Below are 19,710 nucleotides of genomic sequence, written 5' to 3'. Positions count from 1 at the left end.
ACATTAAAAATGAATAATCCGACAAAAACAAAAATAGAACAAAATTCAATCATCACATTAAAAGAGTAATAAAAAACGCCTACAAATGAGGCGTTTTTTTATTATTTATCAGTATGATAGCTAAATTTCATAATGCAATCCGCACTCTCGCTTGAGGCCATTAAAGCGTGTTTCCTCTTCGGTCATCCCTAATTCAAGTGGTTTACTCGAATGGGTATCTCCTACTGAAACATAGCCTTGCTCCCAAAGGGGATGATAGGGCAAGTCAAATTGCTGCAAATAGAGGTGTACGTCTTTATTCGTCCATTCTAGGATGGGCAACAATTTAAACCGAGTGCCATGGATTGCTAAAATCGGTAAAGCTTCGCGGGTACTGGCTTGGCTGCGGCGAAGGCCTGCAAACCAAGTACCCACTTCTAATTCAGCAAGTGCACGTTGCATCGGTTCGACTTTGTTAAGCCGATTGTAACGCTCAAGCCCTTCAAGCCCCTGCTCCCAGAGTTTACCAAATCGTGCCTCCTGCCAAGCAGAAGTCATAGGCGCTTGGTAAATCTTAAGATTCAGCGCTAAACGCTCGGTGAGCTCATCTATAAACTGATAAGTCTCAGGGAATAAGTAGCCAGTATCCGTTAGGATAACGGGAATATCCGACTGCACTTGGCTTACTAAATGCAGCATCACCGCAGCTTGGATCCCAAAACTGGATGACAGCGCGTGATTACCCGGCAGATAGGCTAAGCCCCAGAGCACTCGCTCCTGCGCAGTCAGCCCCGCGAGGAACTGATTAATCCGCTCAAGCTCAGCCTGCTGCACTTCTTTTGGCGCAGTTAGCAGCGCCTTAAGTTCGCTGCTACTGATAACGCTTTTAAGAGGATTTAAACTAGAAGCAGTTTGAGCTTCATTCAGATCAGCCATGAAAATCCTTAGCAGCATCAATAACTTCTTTCACAACACCCACACGAACGGTGAAGTTACCGAAGGTTTCGCCTGCATTGCGCTCTACTGCATAACGGCCAAACAAGCCATCGAGTTCAGATAGGATCTCGGCTTCTTGAATGTTCTCTCGGTACATTTTATTAAGGCGTGTACCTTCAAAGTTTGCACCTAGGTATAAGTTGTAACGGCCAGGCGCCTTACCCACTAAGCCAATTTCAGCGGCAAACGGACGGGCGCAACCGTTTGGACAGCCGGTCATACGCACCACAATGGCTTGATCGCTAATACCGTGTTTTGCCTGCAGCGCGTCCACATGGTCGATGAACTCTGGGAAATAACGCTCAGCTTCTGCCATTGCCAATGGGCAAGTCGGCAGGGCCACACAAGCAATTGAATGACCTCGGGTTTGTGTCAGCACTTGGCCAAGTAATCCGTGTTTACGGGCAAGACCTTCGATCGTTGCTTTATCCTCAGGCGCCACACCCGCAATAATCATATTCTGGTTAGAAGTCATTCTAAAATCGCCCTTGTGGATCTTGGCGATTTCACGCATACCGGTTTGTAAACTCTTACCCGGCACATCCTTAATACGGCCGCTTTCGATAAATAGGGTTAAATGCCATTTGCCATCGACACCTTCAACCCAGCCATAACGATCGCCACGATCGCCAATGACCACCTCACGCTTAGGCTCAAACTTCACTCCGGCGCGGGCTTCCACTTCGGCTTTAAACTTTTCATAACCATGGTCAACAATGGTGTACTTAAGCCGCGAACGCTTACGGTTAGTGCGGTTACCCCAGTCGCGCTGAACCGTCATCACAGCCTCAGCAAACTTCATCACATCATCGGTTTTGATAAAACCAAAGTCATCGGCCAGACGTGGGAAGGTTTCTACCTCGCCATGGGTTGAGCCCATGCCGCCGCCTGCGGTGAGATTAAAGCCCACCAGCTCGCCATCTTCGGCAACAGCAATGAAGCCTAGGTCGTTGGTGTAAACATCAACGTCGTTGTCAGGCGGCACGGCCACCGCCATTTTGAACTTACGTGGCAGGTAGGTTTTACCATACACAGGTTCGACGGCATCATCTTCGGTCGACAGCAGCTTTTCTTCATCTAACCAGATTTCAGCGTAGGCACGGGTGTGCGGCAGCAGATGATCAGACAGCTTTTTCGCCACTTCGTATGCTTGGGCATGCAGCTTAGACTCAACCGGATTCGGGTTACACATTACGTTGCGGTTTACGTCACCGCAGGCCGCGATAGAATCCAGCGCTTCGCGATCAAGCCCTTGAATAATGGTCTTTAAATTACGCTTAGGAATACCATGGTATTGGAACGTCTGACGCGTGGTTAAACGAATGCTGTTGGAGCTTGTCAGAGTCGACGCAATTTCATCGACACCTAACCATTGCTTAGGGGTACACACACCACCAGGCACACGGGCACGCAGCATAAAGCTGTATAAAGGCTCGAGTTTCTGCTCTTTACGCTCGTTACGCAGATCGCGGTCATCCTGCTGATAGAAGCCGTGGAATTTAATTAATTGCTGGTCGCCATCGCTAAAACTGCCCGTAACAGAAGAATCTAGGCCTTCCTTAATGGTGCCACGCAGATAATCACTGTCGGTTTTTAGGTATTCGTTTAAGGCTAACTTTTGCTCACTCATGCTGTTCTCTACCACGCTCTTTGGGAAGGACATTTGCCTTGGTATTCAGTTCAATGACTGCAATCAGTCGCTGCTGCAATCATAAAAAATTTATTGATAGCACTTAGGGTTAGTACACGTCTTTTTGGTAACGTTTATTGCTGCGAAGGGTTTCAAAATATTCCTCTGCGGCCTCCAAGGTCATGCCACCAAATTCAACGGCAACCTCTAACAGGGCTTGGTGTACATCCTTCGCCATACGTTCGGCATCTCCACAAATATAGAGATGTGCGCCATTTTGCAGCCATTGCCACAGGGCTTGTCCTTGCTCTTTTAGGCGATGTTGCACATAAATTTTATGGTCCTGATCCCGCGAAAATGCCACATCAATTCGACTTAAATCGCCATTTTTGAGGTATTGCTGCCACTCAGTTTGATAGAGAAAGTCCTGTTCGAAATGTGGATTGCCGAAGAATAACCAGCTATTGCCCTTGATACCTTGGGCAACGCGCTCCTGCATAAAGGCGCGAAACGGCGCAACACCTGTGCCAGGGCCAATCATAATCACTGGCGTTTCAGCATCTTCGGGTAGGCGGAAATTCTTGTTAGGCTCAACGTAAATCTTAACTTCTGTTCCCTCTTGCGCTTGAGCCAAGAATTGTGACGCGCCGCCAAAACGGGCATAACCATTACGCTCATCTTCTACTAGTGCAACCGTTAAATGCACTTCGGTATCCACTTCGCTTTGGCTTGAGGCTATCGAATAGAGTCTTGGGGTCAGTGGGCGCAGTACACTCAATAACTTGTCGGCATCAAGGCTTTCATTAACCGGATACTGAGCAACTAAATCGGCAAATTGGTGGCGCAAAATAAACTGACGCACCAGCTCTTTATCTTCGCTTAAAGTCAGTAACTCAGCATTTTCGCTGAGTTCTGCCCAGGCTTTAACCAGCCCGGGATATAACTGGGTCAGCTCTTTCTTCTCAATTAGAGCCTGTTTAAGGCTTAAGGATTGCTCGCCAAGAGTCACCTGCGTATCGGCACTCAATGACAGTCCGTTAAGGATTTCATCGACTAACACTTCGCTGTTATTAAACCAAACACCGAGAGCATCACCCGCTTGATAGCTTAAACCCGATTCGCCTAAATCAATTTCAACGTGGCGAACATCTCGGTCTGAATCACGACCGGTAATTTTTTGGCTAATTAAAACCTCAGCGCTATAGGGGTTTTGCTTGGTAAATTCACTTTCAGCCGTCGCACTCGTTACCGAATTGGCTTGTGCACTAATAACCTGTGAACCTAACAGCGGTTTTACCGCAGCTAACACATCCGCATGCCACTGACCCGCTGCGGCTTCATAGTCCACATCGCATTCAACCAGCGGCAATAATGATTTAGCGCCAAGGGCTTGAAGGCGCGAATCAAAATCCTTACCCGTTTGGCAGAAAAACTCGTAGCTCGAATCCCCCAGCGCCAACACTGAATAATGTAAGTCCGCTAATTGCGGCGCGCGCTTAGAAGCTAAGAACTTATGTAATTCAATCGCATCGTCAGGCGCCTCACCTTCACCGTGGGTGCTCACCACTAGCAGTAATACGGATTCCTGTTTGAGTTGGCGGACATTATATTCGCCCATCGAAGCAAGGTTCACGCTATACCCCTGAGCCGTTGCTTTCTCTGCAAGGGCTTTAGCAATACCGCGGCCGTTACCCGTTTGGCTGCCATAGAGAATCGTTACACTTTGCGCCCCAGTCGTTTGGGCGACACCAGTCACAGCACTAGCATTTGGCACCAAGCCAGCATTGGCAGTTGCAGCCAAATAGCCACTGACCCAAGCCAGTTGCACAGGGTTTAATTCAGCAGTGAGTTGTTTTAGCTTTTCGACCTGCGGTTGCGACAGCGGCGAAGCCAGAGATGAAAGTTCAGTTAACGACATGTGACAGCCCTATGACAGTGTAATGGTCATCAGCTTATCTTGGTTACAGAAAAGCAAAAAAGAATAAAATTTAATTTTTAATTACATTTTGGAATATACAAAGGATGAAAATTAAGCTACAAAAGTGTGCACTGGTTAAAATTTTTTGATCCGACCAGTGCTTAATCGACCAGCTTTAGAAATATGAGCTTGTGTCGAAAAAAAGTATTGCCAAAATGGTGACGAGCCTGCCGTACAGTGACCTCCTGTTGCTCGCTGTGAAGTCTGTGTAATCCATAGATTTCCAACCAAGATTGAATGCGCGAATTATCGCACGTTAAAACGAGTTCATTCTGAACCGCGGCCTAGCCCTACCTAGGCATAGCAACAGAACATACTCATGCGGAACTAGAATATAAACCACCAGGGAGTAAGCATGCAGATTGGAATACCGAGAGAGAGTCTCGTCGGTGAGACTCGGGTCGCCGCGACCCCAGCCACCGTCGAACAACTTAAAAAACTCGGCTTTGAAGTTGCCGTTGAGTCAAATGCGGGTCTGCTATCAAGTTTCGATGATGCCGCCTATGTCGCGGCCGGAGCGAGTATCACACCCGAGGTTTGGCAAGCGGATTTGATTTTTAAAGTCAACGCCCCCACAGACGCCGAAATTGAGCAAATTAAAGAAGGCGCAACCCTTATTAGTTTTATCTGGCCGGCACAAAATCCGGCGTTGATTGAGACACTGTCAAAACGCAATATTAATGTGATGGCCATGGACATGGTGCCGCGTATTTCCCGCGCCCAGTCTTTAGATGCGCTTTCATCGATGGCTAACATCGGCGGTTATCGCGCTGTGGTTGAGGCCGCGCATCACTTTGGCCGTTTCTTTACCGGCCAAATTACCGCCGCAGGTAAAGTACCACCGGCAAAAGTACTCGTGATTGGTGCTGGCGTCGCCGGCCTTGCTGCTATTGGCACTGCTGGATCATTAGGTGCCATTGTTCGCGCCTTCGATACCCGCCTAGAAGTGGCCGAGCAAATCGAATCCATGGGTGGTCAATTCTTAAAGCTTGATTTCACCAATGAAGATGGCAGTTCATCGGATGGATATGCCAAAACCATGTCCGAGGAATTTATTGCCGCCGAAATGGCGCTGTTTGCCGAGCAGGCCAAAGAAGTCGACATCATTATTACCACGGCGCTTATTCCAGGTCGTCCTGCGCCTAAGCTTATTACCAAGGAAATGGTTGATAGCATGAAGAGCGGCTCTGTGATCGTCGATATGGCGGCGCAAGCTGGCGGAAACTGTGAATACACTCAGCCAAGCGAACTGTTTGTCACCGACAACGGTGTTAAGGTGATTGGCTTTACCGACCTTCCAGGCCGTTTACCTGCGCAGTCTTCTCAGCTCTATGGCACTAACCTCGTCAACCTGATGAAGTTAATGTGCAAAGAGAAAAACGGCATTGCCAGCATCAATTTTGATGATGTGGTGATGCGTAATATGACAGTAGTTAAAGAAGGCGAAGTCACCTTCCCGCCACCAGCGATTTCAGTTTCGGCAGCACCTGCTAAACCTGCCGCTAAGGTCGAAGCAAAAAAAGCGGAAGCGAAACCACCATCGAAACTCAAATATATCCTTGCCGCACTTGGGGCCGCAGGATTTGCCGCCGTGGCTTCGGTCGCGCCAGCAGAGTTTTTATCCCACTTTACGGTATTTATCCTGTCTTGCGTAGTTGGCTATTACGTGGTGTGGAACGTGTCCCACTCACTGCATACGCCATTGATGTCAGTGACTAACGCAATTTCAGGCATTATCGTGGTCGGCGCACTATTGCAGATTGGTCAAGGGTCTACCTTGGTCACTGTACTGGCATTTATTGCCGTGCTGATCGCCAGTATTAACATCTTTGGCGGTTTCACCGTCACTCAGCGCATGCTGAAGATGTTCCGTAAAGATTAAGGGGGTATAACGTGTCTCAAGGACTGGTAACAGCAGCTTACATTATTGCCGCCGTGCTCTTTATCTTCAGTCTCGCTGGATTGTCGAAACAGGAAACGGCCAAACACGGCAATTTATTCGGTATCACGGGTATGGCCATTGCCCTGCTCGCGACCATTTTTAACCCCGACACCAACGGCGTCGCTTGGATTATCGTTGCCATGGTGATAGGTGGTGCCATTGGTGTGTTCCTCGCTCGCAAAGTTGAAATGACGGAAATGCCAGAACTGGTTGCCGTACTGCACAGCTTCGTAGGTATGGCCGCCGTATTGGTGGGTTTCAACAGCTTTATCGATTTACACCCCGAGCAAGTTTCACAGGTGGTTGTAGCCGTTGGAGGCGACATTAACTCCACCTTAGCGGCTGTGCACGATGCACTAAGCGAAGCGGCCAAGGCCGCCGACAAAGCTCACCTCACGGGCGCAATGCTTAACATTCACTTAGTCGAAGTGTTCCTCGGGATCTTTATCGGTGCGGTCACCTTCACAGGCTCTATAGTGGCCTTTGGTAAACTGCGCGGATTGATTTCCTCAAAACCTTTGATGCTGCCACATCGCCATAAACTTAACCTCGTTGCAGTGTTAGTGTCTTTGGCTCTGCTGGTGTACTTCGTACAAACTGGCGGCACTATGCCAGCCCTGCTACTGATGACCATGATTGCCTTCGCCTTTGGCTGGCATTTAGTGGCCTCAATCGGCGGCGCTGATATGCCAGTGGTCGTGTCAATGCTGAACTCCTACTCGGGTTGGGCAGCGGCAGCAGCGGGCTTTATGCTATCAAACGATTTGCTTATCGTAACCGGCGCACTGGTGGGCTCATCGGGTGCAATTCTGTCTTACATCATGTGTAAGGCAATGAACCGCTCGTTTATCTCTGTTATCGCAGGTGGCTTTGGTAGCGACGGTGTAGCCTCAACTGGCGATGAAGAAATGGGCGAATACCGTGAGACCAACGCCGAAGATGTGGCTGATATGCTGAAAAACGCCACTTCAGTCATCATCACTCCAGGTTATGGTATGGCGGTAGCACAGGCGCAATATCCTGTAGCTGAAATCACCCAAAAGCTTCGTGATCGCGGCGTCAAAGTCCGCTTTGGTATTCACCCTGTTGCGGGTCGTCTGCCGGGTCATATGAACGTATTGCTGGCAGAAGCCAAAGTACCCTACGATATCGTGCTCGAAATGGACGAGATCAACGAAGACTTTAGCGATACCGATGTCGTGCTGGTGATTGGCGCCAACGATACGGTTAACCCGGCGGCGATGGAAGATCCGGGCAGCCCAATTGCGGGTATGCCAGTACTCGAAGTCTGGAAAGCGCATAGCGTCATCGGCTTTAAACGCTCAATGAACACGGGTTATGCAGGGGTACAAAACCCACTGTTCTTTAAAGAAAATACCCAAATGCTGTTCGGCGATGCTAAAGCCAGTGTGGAAGCGATTTTAAAGGCACTTTAATCAAGCATTGGATCACATCTTTAAAGCCATAAAAGGGAGCCCTAGGCTCCCTTTTCTTTTATCAGTCTACTCCAATCTTAATGCAAAACTATAGGCAAAAGCTTTATGGGAAAAGTCAAAGCAATCTACTTTCAAACTCCTCATTATTACTGGATATCTGAAGTCAGATGATGTCAGTGAGCAGTGGCACCATAACGAGAGCCAATATTAAGGCTGCTAAAACGCAGTAAAACACGAACAACAAAAAAGGAGCCCTAGGCTCCTTTCGATTATCTTAGAAAGTCATAGACCATCAGGCGGCTTTGGCCATCTCAAAATTGGATAACAACATCACAGCGCTTCGGCCGAGTAAATCATTAATCTTGCTCTCACCAGCTAAACCCAACTCTTGGATTGCTTGCTGACGTGCCGTAATTACCGCTCTGAAGAGGGTAATTTCATTATTGGCACCACCACACAAACTGAAGAACAGTCTCAGTACAGCACGATATTGTTCATCCTGCATAGCTTGCATCCATGTGGTTTCCAGCATTTCTAGGCTAGAAAAATCTAATGCAGCAACGAACATTGCGCCAATGCGGGCATCAAGACGCACAAGAAAATCATTCTTGCGGGGGAAATGATGACTAATGCCAGTACGGCTTATCCCTGTCGCCTCAGATAAAGTGGTATAGGACATACTTTCAAAACCAATGCTCAGAATTTGTTTCAGAGCTTCGTCCATGATCTGATTGATGGTTTGTTCAGTTTGAACACGCGAACGCTTCGCCATAAAAAAGTCTCCCGTTCTTATTTTTCTAGGTGGAGAGCTTACCAAAGCGTTTTAGGGAATACTGCTACAAAATAACGTCAAACAAGTGTATTTCGCTCTTGTTCAGCTAAGGTTCAGTTTGAAACTAAGAAAGGAACGCCATTCATTTACAAGTTTATAACATCGCGTTTTGTGCAAGCCATTGGTGAGCCTTTTCCGCCCCCATGATTTGCTCGAAGGTTGGTTTTAAATAAAAGCCAAGTCCCTGTTTACGCCAAAACAGATATTCAGGAAGGGGTTGCAGCACACTCGAGCCAAAAGTTCGTTGTATCAAACTCGAGTATTCCTTACGAAGAACAGCGGATAATTGAGTGGCCTTAGGATAAAAATCTGCAATAAAATCACGATAGTGAGCAAAGCTGGCAAGCTGCTCTGGGCGGTACAATGTCAACACTTGTATCATCATCGGACTGGTCCAATGAGACATCTGTATCTCATTTGTTAATACCGATAAATTACGCCTGTGGTACTGCTGCCAAGCCAATTGATAGTTGCCTTTTTCCTTGGCTATTCGCCAAATCAAATAACTATCTGCCAACCACTCATGCTGATAACCATCTAATTTTAAAGGTAATAACTCACCTTGAAGCGCTTGATTCTCAAGGTGCCCCAATTCATGCCAGAGGGTTAATTGGGATTGATCATTAAGATCAAGCTGATAGGTAACATTATCGATATTAGCTAATTGCACCCCTGGTGTTTCTCGCTCATTAACGAGGATAAAACCAGATAAATAACTATCATCGACGGGTAAAACCATAGCACTACGAAGTCCTAGGGTTTGAGTAATCTCAGTTTCCGAGGCGGGGAGTTGCGCCCTAACGACAGGGGACAGATTTTTTAGGCACTGAGTTAACTCAGTAAGAGGGCAAATCAGAGCCTGCTTGTCACCGATTGGCACCCAAGTCAGGCTCGTAATTAGGCTGAATGTAATCAGGCTCACTGATTCGCCATGATATTTTGAATGATGGCCGTGGTTGAGATGCCATCTTCGAAGCCAAGCACCTGAACTTGACCACCCGCAGCAATCACCTCTGCTCCACCTGCGATATCCTCAATCTTATAATCACCACCTTTCACAAGGAGATCCGGCAATAATCTGGCGATAACACGTTGCGGCGTATCTTCGGTAAAAGGTACGACCCAATCTACTGAAGCTAAACCTGCAAGCACCGCCATACGGCGATCGACTTGATTCACAGGGCGACCTTCGCCCTTTAGGCGCTTAACCGAGGCATCATCATTCACAGCAACGATTAATCTGTCGCCTAAGGCCTTAGCCTGCTTTAAATAACTCACATGACCCGCATGGAGAATATCAAAGCAGCCGTTGGTCATAACGACCCGCTCACCACGAAGTCTTGCTTGCTCCAACGCATAGGCGAGTTGATCTTCACTCACCACGCCAAAGCCCGATTCACCATGATGCAACGCTAAAGCTTCGATAAGCTCGATGCGACTCACAGTAGAAGTACCCAATTTACCCACCACCACACCTGCGGCTGTGTTTGCTATTGCACAGGCTTGAGGTAATTCCGCACCCGCAGCTAGGGAAGTCGCCAACGCCGAAATCACCGTATCACCGGCACCTGTCACGTCGTAGACTTCGCGGGCAACGGTAGGAATGTGTAGCTCAGGCGCATTGGCGGTCACTAAGGTCATCCCCTTTTCGGAGCGAGTCACCAAAATGGCATCAAACTCATGCTGAGTGAGCAAGCCACGTGCCTTTTCTAACAGGTCAGCTTCTGAGGTCACAGTACCGACAACCGCCTCAAACTCACTCATGTTTGGCGTGATAAGCGAGGCGCCATGGTAGCGACTAAAATCAGACCCCTTTGGATCGACCAGCACTTTCACGCCTTTGGAGCGAGCCAATCGAATAAAGTCGCGCGGATTATCGATGGCGCCCTTAGCGTAGTCAGACAGCACGACCACATCGACTGAGTCGAGCAACACCTCTGACTGCTTAAGTAAAGATTCGCTATCGGCTTTAGCAAAAGATTCTTCAAAATCTAAACGGATAAGCTGCTGATTTCGCGATAACACACGTAGCTTAGTGATGGTCGGCTTATCGTTAATGGTCAGCCACTGTGGCTCAACCCCTAGGGTTCTCACCCCTAAGGTTAATGCCTGCGCGGTCTCGTCATTACCAACTAGACCTGCCAACTGCACTTGCCCGCCTAAGGTCGCAATGTTAAGTGCCACGTTAGCGGCTCCACCCGGTCTATCCTCGACCTGACTGATTTTCACCACAGGCACTGGCGCCTCGGGGGAAATACGTCCTGTAGGCCCAACCCAATAGCGGTCTAACATCACATCGCCGACGACTAACACTTTGGCTTTTTCAAATGCTGGCAGAGATACCTTCATAGCGCTCTTATCATTTACAGAAATTAAACCGTGATTGTACCTAATTTTAGAGAAATTTGAGTTAGAATAAGCAGTAATTTTAAAAAGTAGTGAGTCATTTCGTGGTCGAGAAAGCAGAGTTTTCATCTTCTTTATATCATCCAAAACACTGGCCAATGTGGTTTGGCGTGCTTTTGATGCGTATCACACAGCTATTACCCTTAGCTTGGCAAATGAAATTAGGAAAAGGCATTGGCCGTCTCGCGATGAAAGTCGCAAAGAGCCGCACCCACACCGCCCGTCGCAACTTAGCACTGTGTTTTCCTGATATGCCAGAGGCTGAGCGAGATCAGCTGTTAATACGCAATTTCGAAGAAACCGGTAAAGCTATCTTCGACACTATCAATGCCTGGTGGTGGAGCGATAGTAAAGTGCAGCAACATATGCAAATCACTGGTAAAGAATACATTGAAGACACCTTAAATGCCGGACAAGGGGTGATTCTATTTGCTGTACATTGTTTGCCACTTGAAATGGGCGCGCGAATATTTGGTCAATTCCAACCGGGTGTGGGAGTCTACCGCCCCCATAACAATCCTGTAATGGAATACCTGCAGGTCAAAGGCCGTCTGCGTTCCAACAAAGGCTTAGTACCTAAGCGGGATCTGCGCCAAATGGTACGCTGCCTTCGCGCTCCCGAAGTGATTTGGTATACCGCCGATCAGGATTTTGGCCGCTCAAGTGCTGTATTTATTCCATTTTTTGCCGTGCAAGAAGCCGCAACTATTACTGGCGCAACTACCCTAGCCAAGTTGGGTAAAGCCAAAGTGCTGCCGTTCTTTGTTGAGCGCACCGAGGGCGATTTAGGATATCAAATTGAAATTATGCCGCCGCTTGAGGATTTCCCCGGCGAGGATGAGCTTAGTGATGCGATACGTGGGAATAAGATTATCGAAGGTATTATCGATAGAAACCGCGCTCAATATATGTGGCTACATCGCCGCTTTAAAACCCGTCCCGATCCTAAGGACAAATCTCTTTATAAATAATTCTTTTACAAAAGTTTGTTGCCTCTCTCCGCGTAAATTTTATTGAAGCACCATAAAAAATGCCAGTAAATTGCTGGCATTTTTGTTTTGTGAAAGAGTCTCGTGCGATGTTGAATTAGGCTTCTGCGGGGAGACGAATACCAACGTTAGTGACCCTGCCTTCAATCAACCCAGCCACTACCCAATATAAGGATTGCCATTGGAACTGGTCCCCCAGCACAGGCTTTGCCCCTAGTTGACTCAATACAAGATCGGCAACCGTCATGGCCGCCGTTTCCTCATCTAATTCGAGTCCATAAATGGGTGCCAAATCGGCAAGCTTGACTTCAGTATCGATAAAAAAGTCGCCGAAGAAGCGGGTTACGTCTTTTGTTTCAGGCGCTTGGCTAAATAGCTGACTTAATGCCTCTAGGCTTTGTTCCTGTCCTAGCACACACAAAATATCCCCAGCCTCAAGACAGGTACTGCCCGATGGATGCATCAATTTATGGTTACGAAATACCGCCGCAATCCGCGTATCATCGGGCATAGAAAGACGTTTTAAGGGCTCACCGATACACCATTTATTTTCACTCAAACGATAGACAAATACTTCCCACTCGCTGCTCGGGTAAATCTCAACCCCAGAGCGAGAAATAGGTAAAGGCTTTGGCGGTAATTCCACCTTGGCTAGACGTGCCGCCGTGGTTAAGGATGCGCCTTGCACCAATAGCGACACTAATACTACAAAGAAGGCTAAGTTGAAGTACATCTGCGCCCCAGGCAGGCCTGCCATCATAGGAAAGACAGCCAAAATAATAGGCACCGCTCCCCTTAAACCCACCCAAGAAATAAACCAGCGGTCCCGCATGCTAAAACTCTTAAAGGGCAACAAGCTTATCCATACGGCTAAAGGACGGGCAAAGAAAATCATTCCGAATGCGAGGGCAAGCCCCGGCAACCAAATATCCAATAAATCCGAAGGCGTCAGTAATAAACCCAACACCAAAAACATCCCAATTTGGCTTACCCAAGTCATGCCATCGAGCACGTTTAAGATGGAGTGACGTGCTCGTGTCGGCTTATTCCCTAGGAACAATCCCACCAGATAGATAGACAGAATACCGCTACCCCCCATTTTGTTAGACATGGCATAGATGATAAGGCCACCACTTAATACCAAAATTGAGTACAGGCCGTCGGCTAATTGGCTTAAGTTCACCATTTTCCATAATAACCAACCACCACCTAACCCTAGACAAATCCCCAAACCAAATTGCTTAACAAAACTAATCGCCATAAAGCTGAAGGAAGGCTCTGCATCGAGATTGCCTAAAATGGCAATGAGAGTAACAGTTAAAAAAACCGCCATGGGATCGTTGCTACCGGATTCAATTTCTAAAGTCGCCCCTACCCGCTCGTTGAGGCTTCGCCCCTTAAGCAGCGAGAAAACCGCTGCCGCATCGGTTGAACCGACAATGGCGCCAACCAGCAACCCCTGTAACCAATTTAAATCGAATAACCAAGCGGCAAGTGAGCCCGTGAGGGCTGTGGTTATTGCCACCCCAAAGGTTGCCAAAGATAAAGCCGGCCAAAGAGCCACCCTAAAACTGGCCACTCGAGTACGCATACCGCCATCAAGCAGGATAATCGCTAGGGCTAAGTTACTGACTAAATAGGCAGTCGAATAATCATCGAAGAGGATACCGCCGGGGCCATCTTCGCCAGCCAAAATCCCTACAGCTAAAAAAATCAATAAGATGGGAATACCAAGCCGTGAAGAAACGGGACTTAATAAAACACTCACTGCAGCAAGTAAGGCACCAATCAGAAAAAAACTATTAATGGAATCCGCGTCCACAATGCCTCCTTAAACAACATGTTTCACTGAACAATAAGGTCAAAGTCCTGCTCAAAAATACAACTAACTACAATTTATCTCTGTATAAGACTAGCATAAAACAACAATTACTCAGGAATTAAAATATTAATTTTCAATAATATAGGCAACACACTTGAAATTCAGCATTTTAAACTACCCTAAGTAAAATACAGACTACATACAAAAATCTACCGCCAATAACCAATTGCACTACTAAAATAAAATAATTCATTCAATATCAACTGCTTGATAACAAATGAACACAAAATTATCATTCATCGATGTAAATATGAGTTTCAAAGGATCTATTTCAAGGGCTTAATACAGAGTTGAGCCAAGGGGAATAACACCTCTATTCCCCATTTTATGGCAAAACTGACAAGCTAAAACCTAAACCAAAACACCTCCACTAAGAGAGGAGCGGCACTGAGCAATGATTCTACTCTTCAAAGTCAAGTTACGACTTTTCAGCAATGATTAATGCGCTTCGTTTACAGTAGGCGCTAGCGCAATCAACTCTTATGACAACTGAATTAGCACAAAAATGTAGCATTTTAGTGAACGCTTAGGTTTAAGACTAAAATTAGTCATAAATAGGCTGACCCAAAGCAAATTTCAGTTGAAATAATGTCCAAAATAAGGAAGGATGCGTGCTTCGCGCGCCAGAGCAATTTACCCCGTAATTTGCAGTCCTAATATGGGGTGAAAGGCCGCGCTAATCGGGTTATTTTATTCACAGGAACCGTAGTATCCGCTTATGAGTATGCTTCGCACCACAGCTTTATTATTGACTTTGGTTTTCCCAAGTCTTTCCGCCTTAGCAACGGAATATAAATTACCGTCTCCACAAAGCCGGTTAGTTGGTGAAAACCAGTATTACACTGTGCCAGAGGGTAAACAAACGCTCGAAGATATCGCCGCTAAATTCCAGCTCGGTCTGACTAACCTGTTAGAAGCCAACCCTGGGGTGGATCCTTTCCTACCTAGACCAGGAAGCGTGCTGTTAATCCCTAAACAACTGATCCTGCCAGATGCTCCGCGTGAAGGCATTGTAGTGAACATTGCAGAAATGCGTCTTTACTATTATCCAAAGGGTAAGAAAACCGTTGAAGTACTGCCAATCGGTATTGGTGAAGTAGGCAAAGACACACCAGAGAACTGGATCACCAGTGTACAACGCAAAAAGGCTAATCCGACATGGACGCCAACGGCTAATACCCGTAAAGAATATGCCGCCAGAGGCGAAACGCTGCCTGCAGTGTGGCCAGCAGGTCCCGATAACCCAATGGGACTCTACGCGCTTTACATTGGCAACCTCTATGCTATTCACGGTACTAACGCCAGCTTTGGTATCGGACTACGTGTAAGTCATGGTTGTGTGCGCTTACGTAACGATGACATCAAGCATCTATTTGAATCGGTTCCAGTGGGGACTCGAGTTCAATTTGTGAACCAGCCAATCAAGGCAACCGAAGAGCCGGATGGCAAACGTTATTTAGCGGTTCACCAGCCACTGTCACGTAGCATGGCTGAGTTTGAATCGAATGAGCCTGTGTCTCTGAGCCTGCCGAAGGACATTGCTAAGTTCATTGCTAAAGCCGATACCGATTCTATGGTCATCAAGCGCCTGTTAGATGAGCGTACTGGCGTACCGACACTGATTAATCAATAACAGTAAAGACTCAAAAAAATACCCGCAAATGCGGGTATTTTTATTTGTACTTTTGGTAACTTAACGCAATGATTTTAATCGCATAGTGGAGCGCAAATTGCCAAAAAATGGGTCATTGCCGCACTGTTTGCTAACACCCGTTGATCGAAGTTTTGGGTCGCAGGAGTCTCAGTACAAGCACCAACTCGGGCGCCACTGCGAACCAAACATGCTTCAAATGAAGTATCGAAGTGATTGAAAATCAGACCATCTTTTACAGGACAACCGTCAATTTCACCATCGTCGGCAATTCTAAAATAACCACCTAACGCATCACGTAAACCAGTACTAAAGCGACCTGGCACTTGGCTCGGCTCGAAGGAATAGACATAAGCTTCTTTACTGAGCACATCTTCATGGCAGGTTAAAATACCATCGCGGCTCGCGGCAATCAGCAGTTGCGAATGTTCTAACAGTAATTTGCCTTCAACCGAGGTGTTATCATTGGCCTTAGGTTTGCCATTCTCGAATTCGAAACCACGGTTGGGATTTTCACCAAATTTATTGAATCTATGGCCACGCTTAAAGCCCGTAGGATTAACCAGCGGCAGAATGCTTAAATTCACGCGCTCAAATAATTCGGGCGTCGCCTCACTGAGAAAATGGATTAATCCCCAGGGGCCCGCGGCTTCTTCACCGTGGAAACCGGCACTAATGAGTAAGGAAGGTAATCCTGACTTGGCCGCTGGAGATTGGTATAAGCTGACACCGTACTTACCCACTTCGCCTAATTTTTTCTCAACCATACCCAAACGGGACATTTCCTGCTCGAGTTGGAGATAAAAGCTATCAATATCTGTACTTTCACAGTTAAAAATATCGCTTTTCCACTGAAAGGATTCGAACGGAGATCTGCTTATCATATCTTGTACTTATGCCAGAAAAAGAACTGTGCCATCATAGCAGTTCTTAAAAAAAACTGAATGCTATTCAACGGATTTAGATGAAATCCGAGGAGTCTTAAATCTATTCAGCATGACGCACCATAAAACGAATAATTAGACCCCAATTACGCTAGGATGCAGGATGACACCCAAAATAAACATATTCCTCGGTTTTATCTCGATGCTTCTCAGTTCCACGCTGGCGGCGCAGTGCCAAATCAAAGGCAGCGACAGCCTTTATCAGTTAGAAAAACACATCGAATATTATCGCCTAGCGAATGGATTACATGTGCGACTCCTGCCCTTGGCTGACAAACAAACCGTCACCCTCGCCAGCCAATTTAATGTCGGCGCCCGAAATGAAGCCCAAGGTGAGAGTGGCTACGCTCACCTATTTGAACACATGCTATTTAAAGGCAGCGAGCAGGCACCAGGCGATACCTACGCTCAACAATTAACAGCACTCGGCTCAAGCTTTAATGCCAGCACCCACTTTGACTACACCAATTACTTTGAAACGCTACCGACTGAAGCGGTGGAACTTGCACTATTCCTCGATGCAGACCGCTTTATCAGGCCAAGCTTAAATGCCATCACAGTCAAAAATCAGCAGGAAACCGTGCTGCAGGAAATGGCGCAACGAATTGATAATCAACCCTATATTAGTAGTGCCATGGAAGTTTTATTAGCCCAAGTAAAAGACACTCCCTACGGACACGGCATTATTGGCACCAAGGAAGATATCATCCGCTCCTCGCCTGAGAGTCTCACCGCATTCCACCGCGCCTATTATCGCCCCGATGCCATGCAGCTTTCCCTTGTCGGCAAATTTCCAGGCCATACCAAGGCGCTTATCGAGCAGAACTTTGGCCAATGGCAAGCCCCATTAACGCCAGTTAAAGAGTTCGATGAACTGATTATTCAACCTAGTAAAGTGCACGCAGAATTAGTCGATGAGCGCGGTCCATGGCCTGGATTATTGCTCGCTTGGCATACGGTGGGGAATAACCATCCCGATGCTGCCGCTGTTAAGCTATTAGAATCGTTATTATTTCAAAATATCGATAGCGAGCTTGCCAAAATCAGTCAGCATGATCCGGCGCAGCTTATCAGTTATTCACTTCCTTTTGAGCTTGAAAACCATGGCATAACCAATCTAATCCTCGTGCCAAGGGCACGAACGTCCCTCGATGAATTGGTAGCACAAGTACAAAGTATCATTGCCCAAAGCCGACAGACGCGCTTGAGCGAAATTAAACTCTGCGAATTAAAACAGGGCTGGTTAAATCAGCAGTTAACCAAACTCGATGACACACAATCCATTGCAACTATGCTATCTGCAACCGCCATTCAAGACAGCACTCAGCCCCTCACTGGCCAATGGCAGCGGATAAACGCCATAACAGCCGAAGACCTTCAACGCGTTGCACAAACCTATTTTGGAGAAAATTACCTGAGGGTTGATTTGCTGCCACCTTGGTATATTCGCTTGGGCAAAACCCTGCTCGAATGGTTACCGGACAGTGTTGGAAATCGTCTTGAGGAAATAGTGCTATGAGCCTTTTCAATACCCTGTTTTTATTACCGCGTAACCTCCGCCACAGTTCAAGCTTTAAGGTGTGGGCAAAAGGCGTTTGTATCTGGCTCTTGGGCACGCAGCTTTTTGCCTGCCAGCAAACCTCCATTGCTTTTACACCAGTACAACCACCCACACTAGCAAATTACGATACGACCTCAAACTTACCCAGAGTGGCACCAATAAGCCTCAACCAAGCCACTGCGTTTATCGAGCCAGACATTGATGAGGCATCCTTACCTTATCAAATTCATCTTTTAGCCAAGGCGCCGAACGTACCTTTAACGCCCAGACTGAGTCTTTCTGCCGTTAGCCCCAATCTTCCCTTTGAAAATCCCGATATTCTGCAGGCTGCATTTCAGGAAAAAGCCCGCAGTTTGGCGATAACCAGCCAAGATACCTGCCTAGAAACATTAAGAATAAGAGTCACGCTCCACAGCATCACGCTCAGCATCACCTGCCCTGCACCGCTTAATCAGCTGTTTAATACCCTAGTGCAGTTTTGGCGACAAGATGCCTTTAAGCCACAAACCGATGCTAGCGTCGATATAGACAATATCCGCCGCCAACTTCAGCTTAATAAACACCTAAATAGCTTTAGTGGCGCCGAAATCGATAGAGTATGGCGGGAGAAATTACTGGGACCGAAACATCCCTATAACAGCACTCTTGATAATACCAAGCTGTACGATGAACTCAGCCATCCGCTATTGCAGCAAGTACAGCAACAGGCTTTCATGCAAGCTAAATGGCATTTATTTTTACCGCACAATGGCGTAAATCAAGGTCAATTCGATCCCAACCTCAGCCTTAAAAATTGGCCCAGTATTGAGACTCACAGTAAAAAACTAACTGATGTGCAAAAGTTTCCGCTCCCAACGCAATTACACACCCTCTATATCATTGATGCACCGGGCAGCGTGCAGACTCAAGTACGCATTGGCTTTGCATTCGATGAAAGCGCGATAGCGAAGATAGAGCGCCCTATCGCCTGCAACAGTCTAGCGGCGCTTTTAGGACGCAGTTTTTCCGGCAGACTTTATTATGATTTACGAGAAATACGCGGCCTAACCTATGGCGTAAACGCCAGCTGTTTCGATACGCCGCAATCGACCAACATTAAATTCTATGGCAGCACAGCTATCGAACACACGGGCGCATTCGTGGTTGGGATATTGGATCACCTTAAGTTACTCCAAAGCCATGCGATTTCCGACGGCGAGCTTAACGCCTTAAAAACCTATCTGATAGGTGAAAAGCGCCTTGAACAAGACACTCCGGGGTTAAGGGAGTCTCAATACTTACAAACCACGCTAGGAAAAGGCAGCTTAGATAACAGCGCCTTAGTAAGGCGAATACAAACCTTGACCTCCCTCCAACTAAAACAGTTTGCCAACCTTGGCTTTGCGGGGCAGCCCTTAATTGTGCTCCGTGGAGACAAGGACAAGATAACCGCTGACTTGAAGGCCAAGCTGCCACATTGGCAGCTTGAAGAGGTAAATCCTTAA

The 19,710-nt window shown here is 47.1% G+C and carries 14 protein-coding genes; 6 read left to right on the top strand and 8 right to left on the bottom strand.

Annotated elements, in window-relative coordinates; translation table 11 throughout:
• Positions 1 to 120: 120 nt before the first annotated feature.
• From K0H61_RS03610 to K0H61_RS03600, 3 genes are all read right to left on the bottom strand, one after another.
• The gene (locus K0H61_RS03610; protein ID WP_220051403.1) at positions 121 to 915 is read right to left on the bottom strand and encodes a phosphoadenylyl-sulfate reductase; all 795 of its coding nucleotides are present in this window, start codon (positions 913 to 915) and stop codon (positions 121 to 123) included.
• Positions 908 to 2,605, bottom strand: a complete 1,698-nt coding sequence (gene cysI, locus K0H61_RS03605) for an assimilatory sulfite reductase (NADPH) hemoprotein subunit (RefSeq protein WP_220051402.1) — start codon at positions 2,603 to 2,605, stop codon at positions 908 to 910. The genes K0H61_RS03610 and cysI overlap by 8 nt, the downstream gene beginning before the upstream one ends.
• Before the next feature lie 109 nt (positions 2,606 to 2,714).
• Entirely contained in the window at positions 2,715 to 4,523 is a 1,809-nt protein-coding gene (locus K0H61_RS03600; RefSeq protein WP_220051401.1) for an assimilatory sulfite reductase (NADPH) flavoprotein subunit, read from the bottom strand.
• Positions 4,524 to 4,938: 415 nt separating this feature from the next.
• Between K0H61_RS03600 and K0H61_RS03595 the strand changes: the two genes are divergently transcribed.
• Together K0H61_RS03595 and pntB are read left to right on the top strand one after the other, a co-directional pair.
• Positions 4,939 to 6,465 (top strand): Re/Si-specific NAD(P)(+) transhydrogenase subunit alpha, encoded by a 1,527-nt coding sequence (locus K0H61_RS03595; protein WP_220051400.1) that lies wholly within the window; start codon positions 4,939 to 4,941, stop codon positions 6,463 to 6,465.
• Between the two features lie 11 nt (positions 6,466 to 6,476).
• Positions 6,477 to 7,961, top strand: a complete 1,485-nt coding sequence (pntB, locus tag K0H61_RS03590) for a Re/Si-specific NAD(P)(+) transhydrogenase subunit beta (protein WP_220051399.1) — start codon at positions 6,477 to 6,479, stop codon at positions 7,959 to 7,961.
• Between the two features lie 292 nt (positions 7,962 to 8,253).
• Here the strand turns inward: pntB and K0H61_RS03585 are convergent, their stop codons facing one another.
• From K0H61_RS03585 to hldE, 3 genes are all read right to left on the bottom strand, one after another.
• The gene (locus K0H61_RS03585; protein WP_220051398.1) at positions 8,254 to 8,733 is read right to left on the bottom strand and encodes a TetR family transcriptional regulator; all 480 of its coding nucleotides are present in this window, start codon (positions 8,731 to 8,733) and stop codon (positions 8,254 to 8,256) included.
• 154 nt (positions 8,734 to 8,887) lie between these two features.
• On the bottom strand, positions 8,888 to 9,715 hold the full coding sequence (locus tag K0H61_RS03580) for a hypothetical protein (RefSeq protein WP_220051397.1): 828 nt from the start codon (positions 9,713 to 9,715) through the stop codon (positions 8,888 to 8,890).
• Positions 9,712 to 11,142: a bifunctional D-glycero-beta-D-manno-heptose-7-phosphate kinase/D-glycero-beta-D-manno-heptose 1-phosphate adenylyltransferase HldE gene (hldE, locus tag K0H61_RS03575; RefSeq protein ID WP_220051396.1), complete on the bottom strand. Its 1,431-nt coding sequence runs from the start codon at positions 11,140 to 11,142 to the stop codon at positions 9,712 to 9,714. The genes K0H61_RS03580 and hldE overlap by 4 nt, the downstream gene beginning before the upstream one ends.
• A 101-nt stretch (positions 11,143 to 11,243) precedes the next feature.
• Here hldE and K0H61_RS03570 point away from each other — a divergent pair, with 101 nt between their 5' ends.
• The gene (locus K0H61_RS03570; protein ID WP_220051395.1) at positions 11,244 to 12,170 is read left to right on the top strand and encodes an LpxL/LpxP family Kdo(2)-lipid IV(A) lauroyl/palmitoleoyl acyltransferase; all 927 of its coding nucleotides are present in this window, start codon (positions 11,244 to 11,246) and stop codon (positions 12,168 to 12,170) included.
• 115 nt (positions 12,171 to 12,285) lie between these two features.
• On the opposite strand, the gene K0H61_RS03565 is transcribed toward K0H61_RS03570, so the two are convergent.
• Positions 12,286 to 14,010, bottom strand: coding sequence for a potassium/proton antiporter (locus K0H61_RS03565; protein ID WP_220051394.1), 1,725 nt, complete (start codon positions 14,008 to 14,010; stop codon positions 12,286 to 12,288).
• Between the two features lie 778 nt (positions 14,011 to 14,788).
• Between K0H61_RS03565 and K0H61_RS03560 the strand changes: the two genes are divergently transcribed.
• Positions 14,789 to 15,703, top strand: coding sequence for a L,D-transpeptidase family protein (locus tag K0H61_RS03560; RefSeq protein ID WP_220051393.1), 915 nt, complete (start codon positions 14,789 to 14,791; stop codon positions 15,701 to 15,703).
• 74 nt (positions 15,704 to 15,777) lie between these two features.
• On the opposite strand, the gene K0H61_RS03555 is transcribed toward K0H61_RS03560, so the two are convergent.
• Positions 15,778 to 16,605: an N-acetyl-ornithine deacetylase gene (locus K0H61_RS03555; protein WP_220051392.1), complete on the bottom strand. Its 828-nt coding sequence runs from the start codon at positions 16,603 to 16,605 to the stop codon at positions 15,778 to 15,780.
• 163 nt (positions 16,606 to 16,768) lie between these two features.
• Here K0H61_RS03555 and K0H61_RS03550 point away from each other — a divergent pair, with 163 nt between their 5' ends.
• Both K0H61_RS03550 and K0H61_RS03545 read left to right on the top strand, forming a co-directional pair.
• Positions 16,769 to 18,184, top strand: coding sequence for a M16 family metallopeptidase (locus K0H61_RS03550; protein WP_220051391.1), 1,416 nt, complete (start codon positions 16,769 to 16,771; stop codon positions 18,182 to 18,184).
• On the top strand, positions 18,181 to 19,710 hold the full coding sequence (locus tag K0H61_RS03545) for an insulinase family protein (RefSeq protein ID WP_220051390.1): 1,530 nt from the start codon (positions 18,181 to 18,183) through the stop codon (positions 19,708 to 19,710). The genes K0H61_RS03550 and K0H61_RS03545 overlap by 4 nt, the downstream gene beginning before the upstream one ends.

The organism is Shewanella acanthi, from assembly GCF_019457475.1.
Taxonomy (GTDB): Bacteria; Pseudomonadota; Gammaproteobacteria; order Enterobacterales; family Shewanellaceae; genus Shewanella; species Shewanella acanthi.
This window is presented reverse-complemented; position numbering and strand designations above follow the sequence as displayed.

Excerpts from the sequence above, each read along its gene's own strand:
- K0H61_RS03555 (WP_220051392.1), bottom strand. The coding sequence starts at position 16,605 with ATGATAAGCAGATCTCCGTTCGAATCCTTTCAGTGGAAAAGCGATATT.
- K0H61_RS03560 (WP_220051393.1), top strand. The coding sequence starts at position 14,789 with ATGAGTATGCTTCGCACCACAGCTTTATTATTGACTTTGGTTTTCCCA.
- hldE (WP_220051396.1), bottom strand. The coding sequence starts at position 11,142 with ATGAAGGTATCTCTGCCAGCATTTGAAAAAGCCAAAGTGTTAGTCGTC.
- K0H61_RS03595 (WP_220051400.1), top strand. The coding sequence starts at position 4,939 with ATGCAGATTGGAATACCGAGAGAGAGTCTCGTCGGTGAGACTCGGGTC.
- K0H61_RS03600 (WP_220051401.1), bottom strand. The coding sequence starts at position 4,523 with ATGTCGTTAACTGAACTTTCATCTCTGGCTTCGCCGCTGTCGCAACCG.
- K0H61_RS03550 (WP_220051391.1), top strand. The coding sequence starts at position 16,769 with ATGACACCCAAAATAAACATATTCCTCGGTTTTATCTCGATGCTTCTC.
- cysI (WP_220051402.1), bottom strand. The coding sequence starts at position 2,605 with ATGAGTGAGCAAAAGTTAGCCTTAAACGAATACCTAAAAACCGACAGT.
- K0H61_RS03610 (WP_220051403.1), bottom strand. The coding sequence starts at position 915 with ATGGCTGATCTGAATGAAGCTCAAACTGCTTCTAGTTTAAATCCTCTT.
- K0H61_RS03545 (WP_220051390.1), top strand. The coding sequence starts at position 18,181 with ATGAGCCTTTTCAATACCCTGTTTTTATTACCGCGTAACCTCCGCCAC.
- K0H61_RS03585 (WP_220051398.1), bottom strand. The coding sequence starts at position 8,733 with ATGGCGAAGCGTTCGCGTGTTCAAACTGAACAAACCATCAATCAGATC.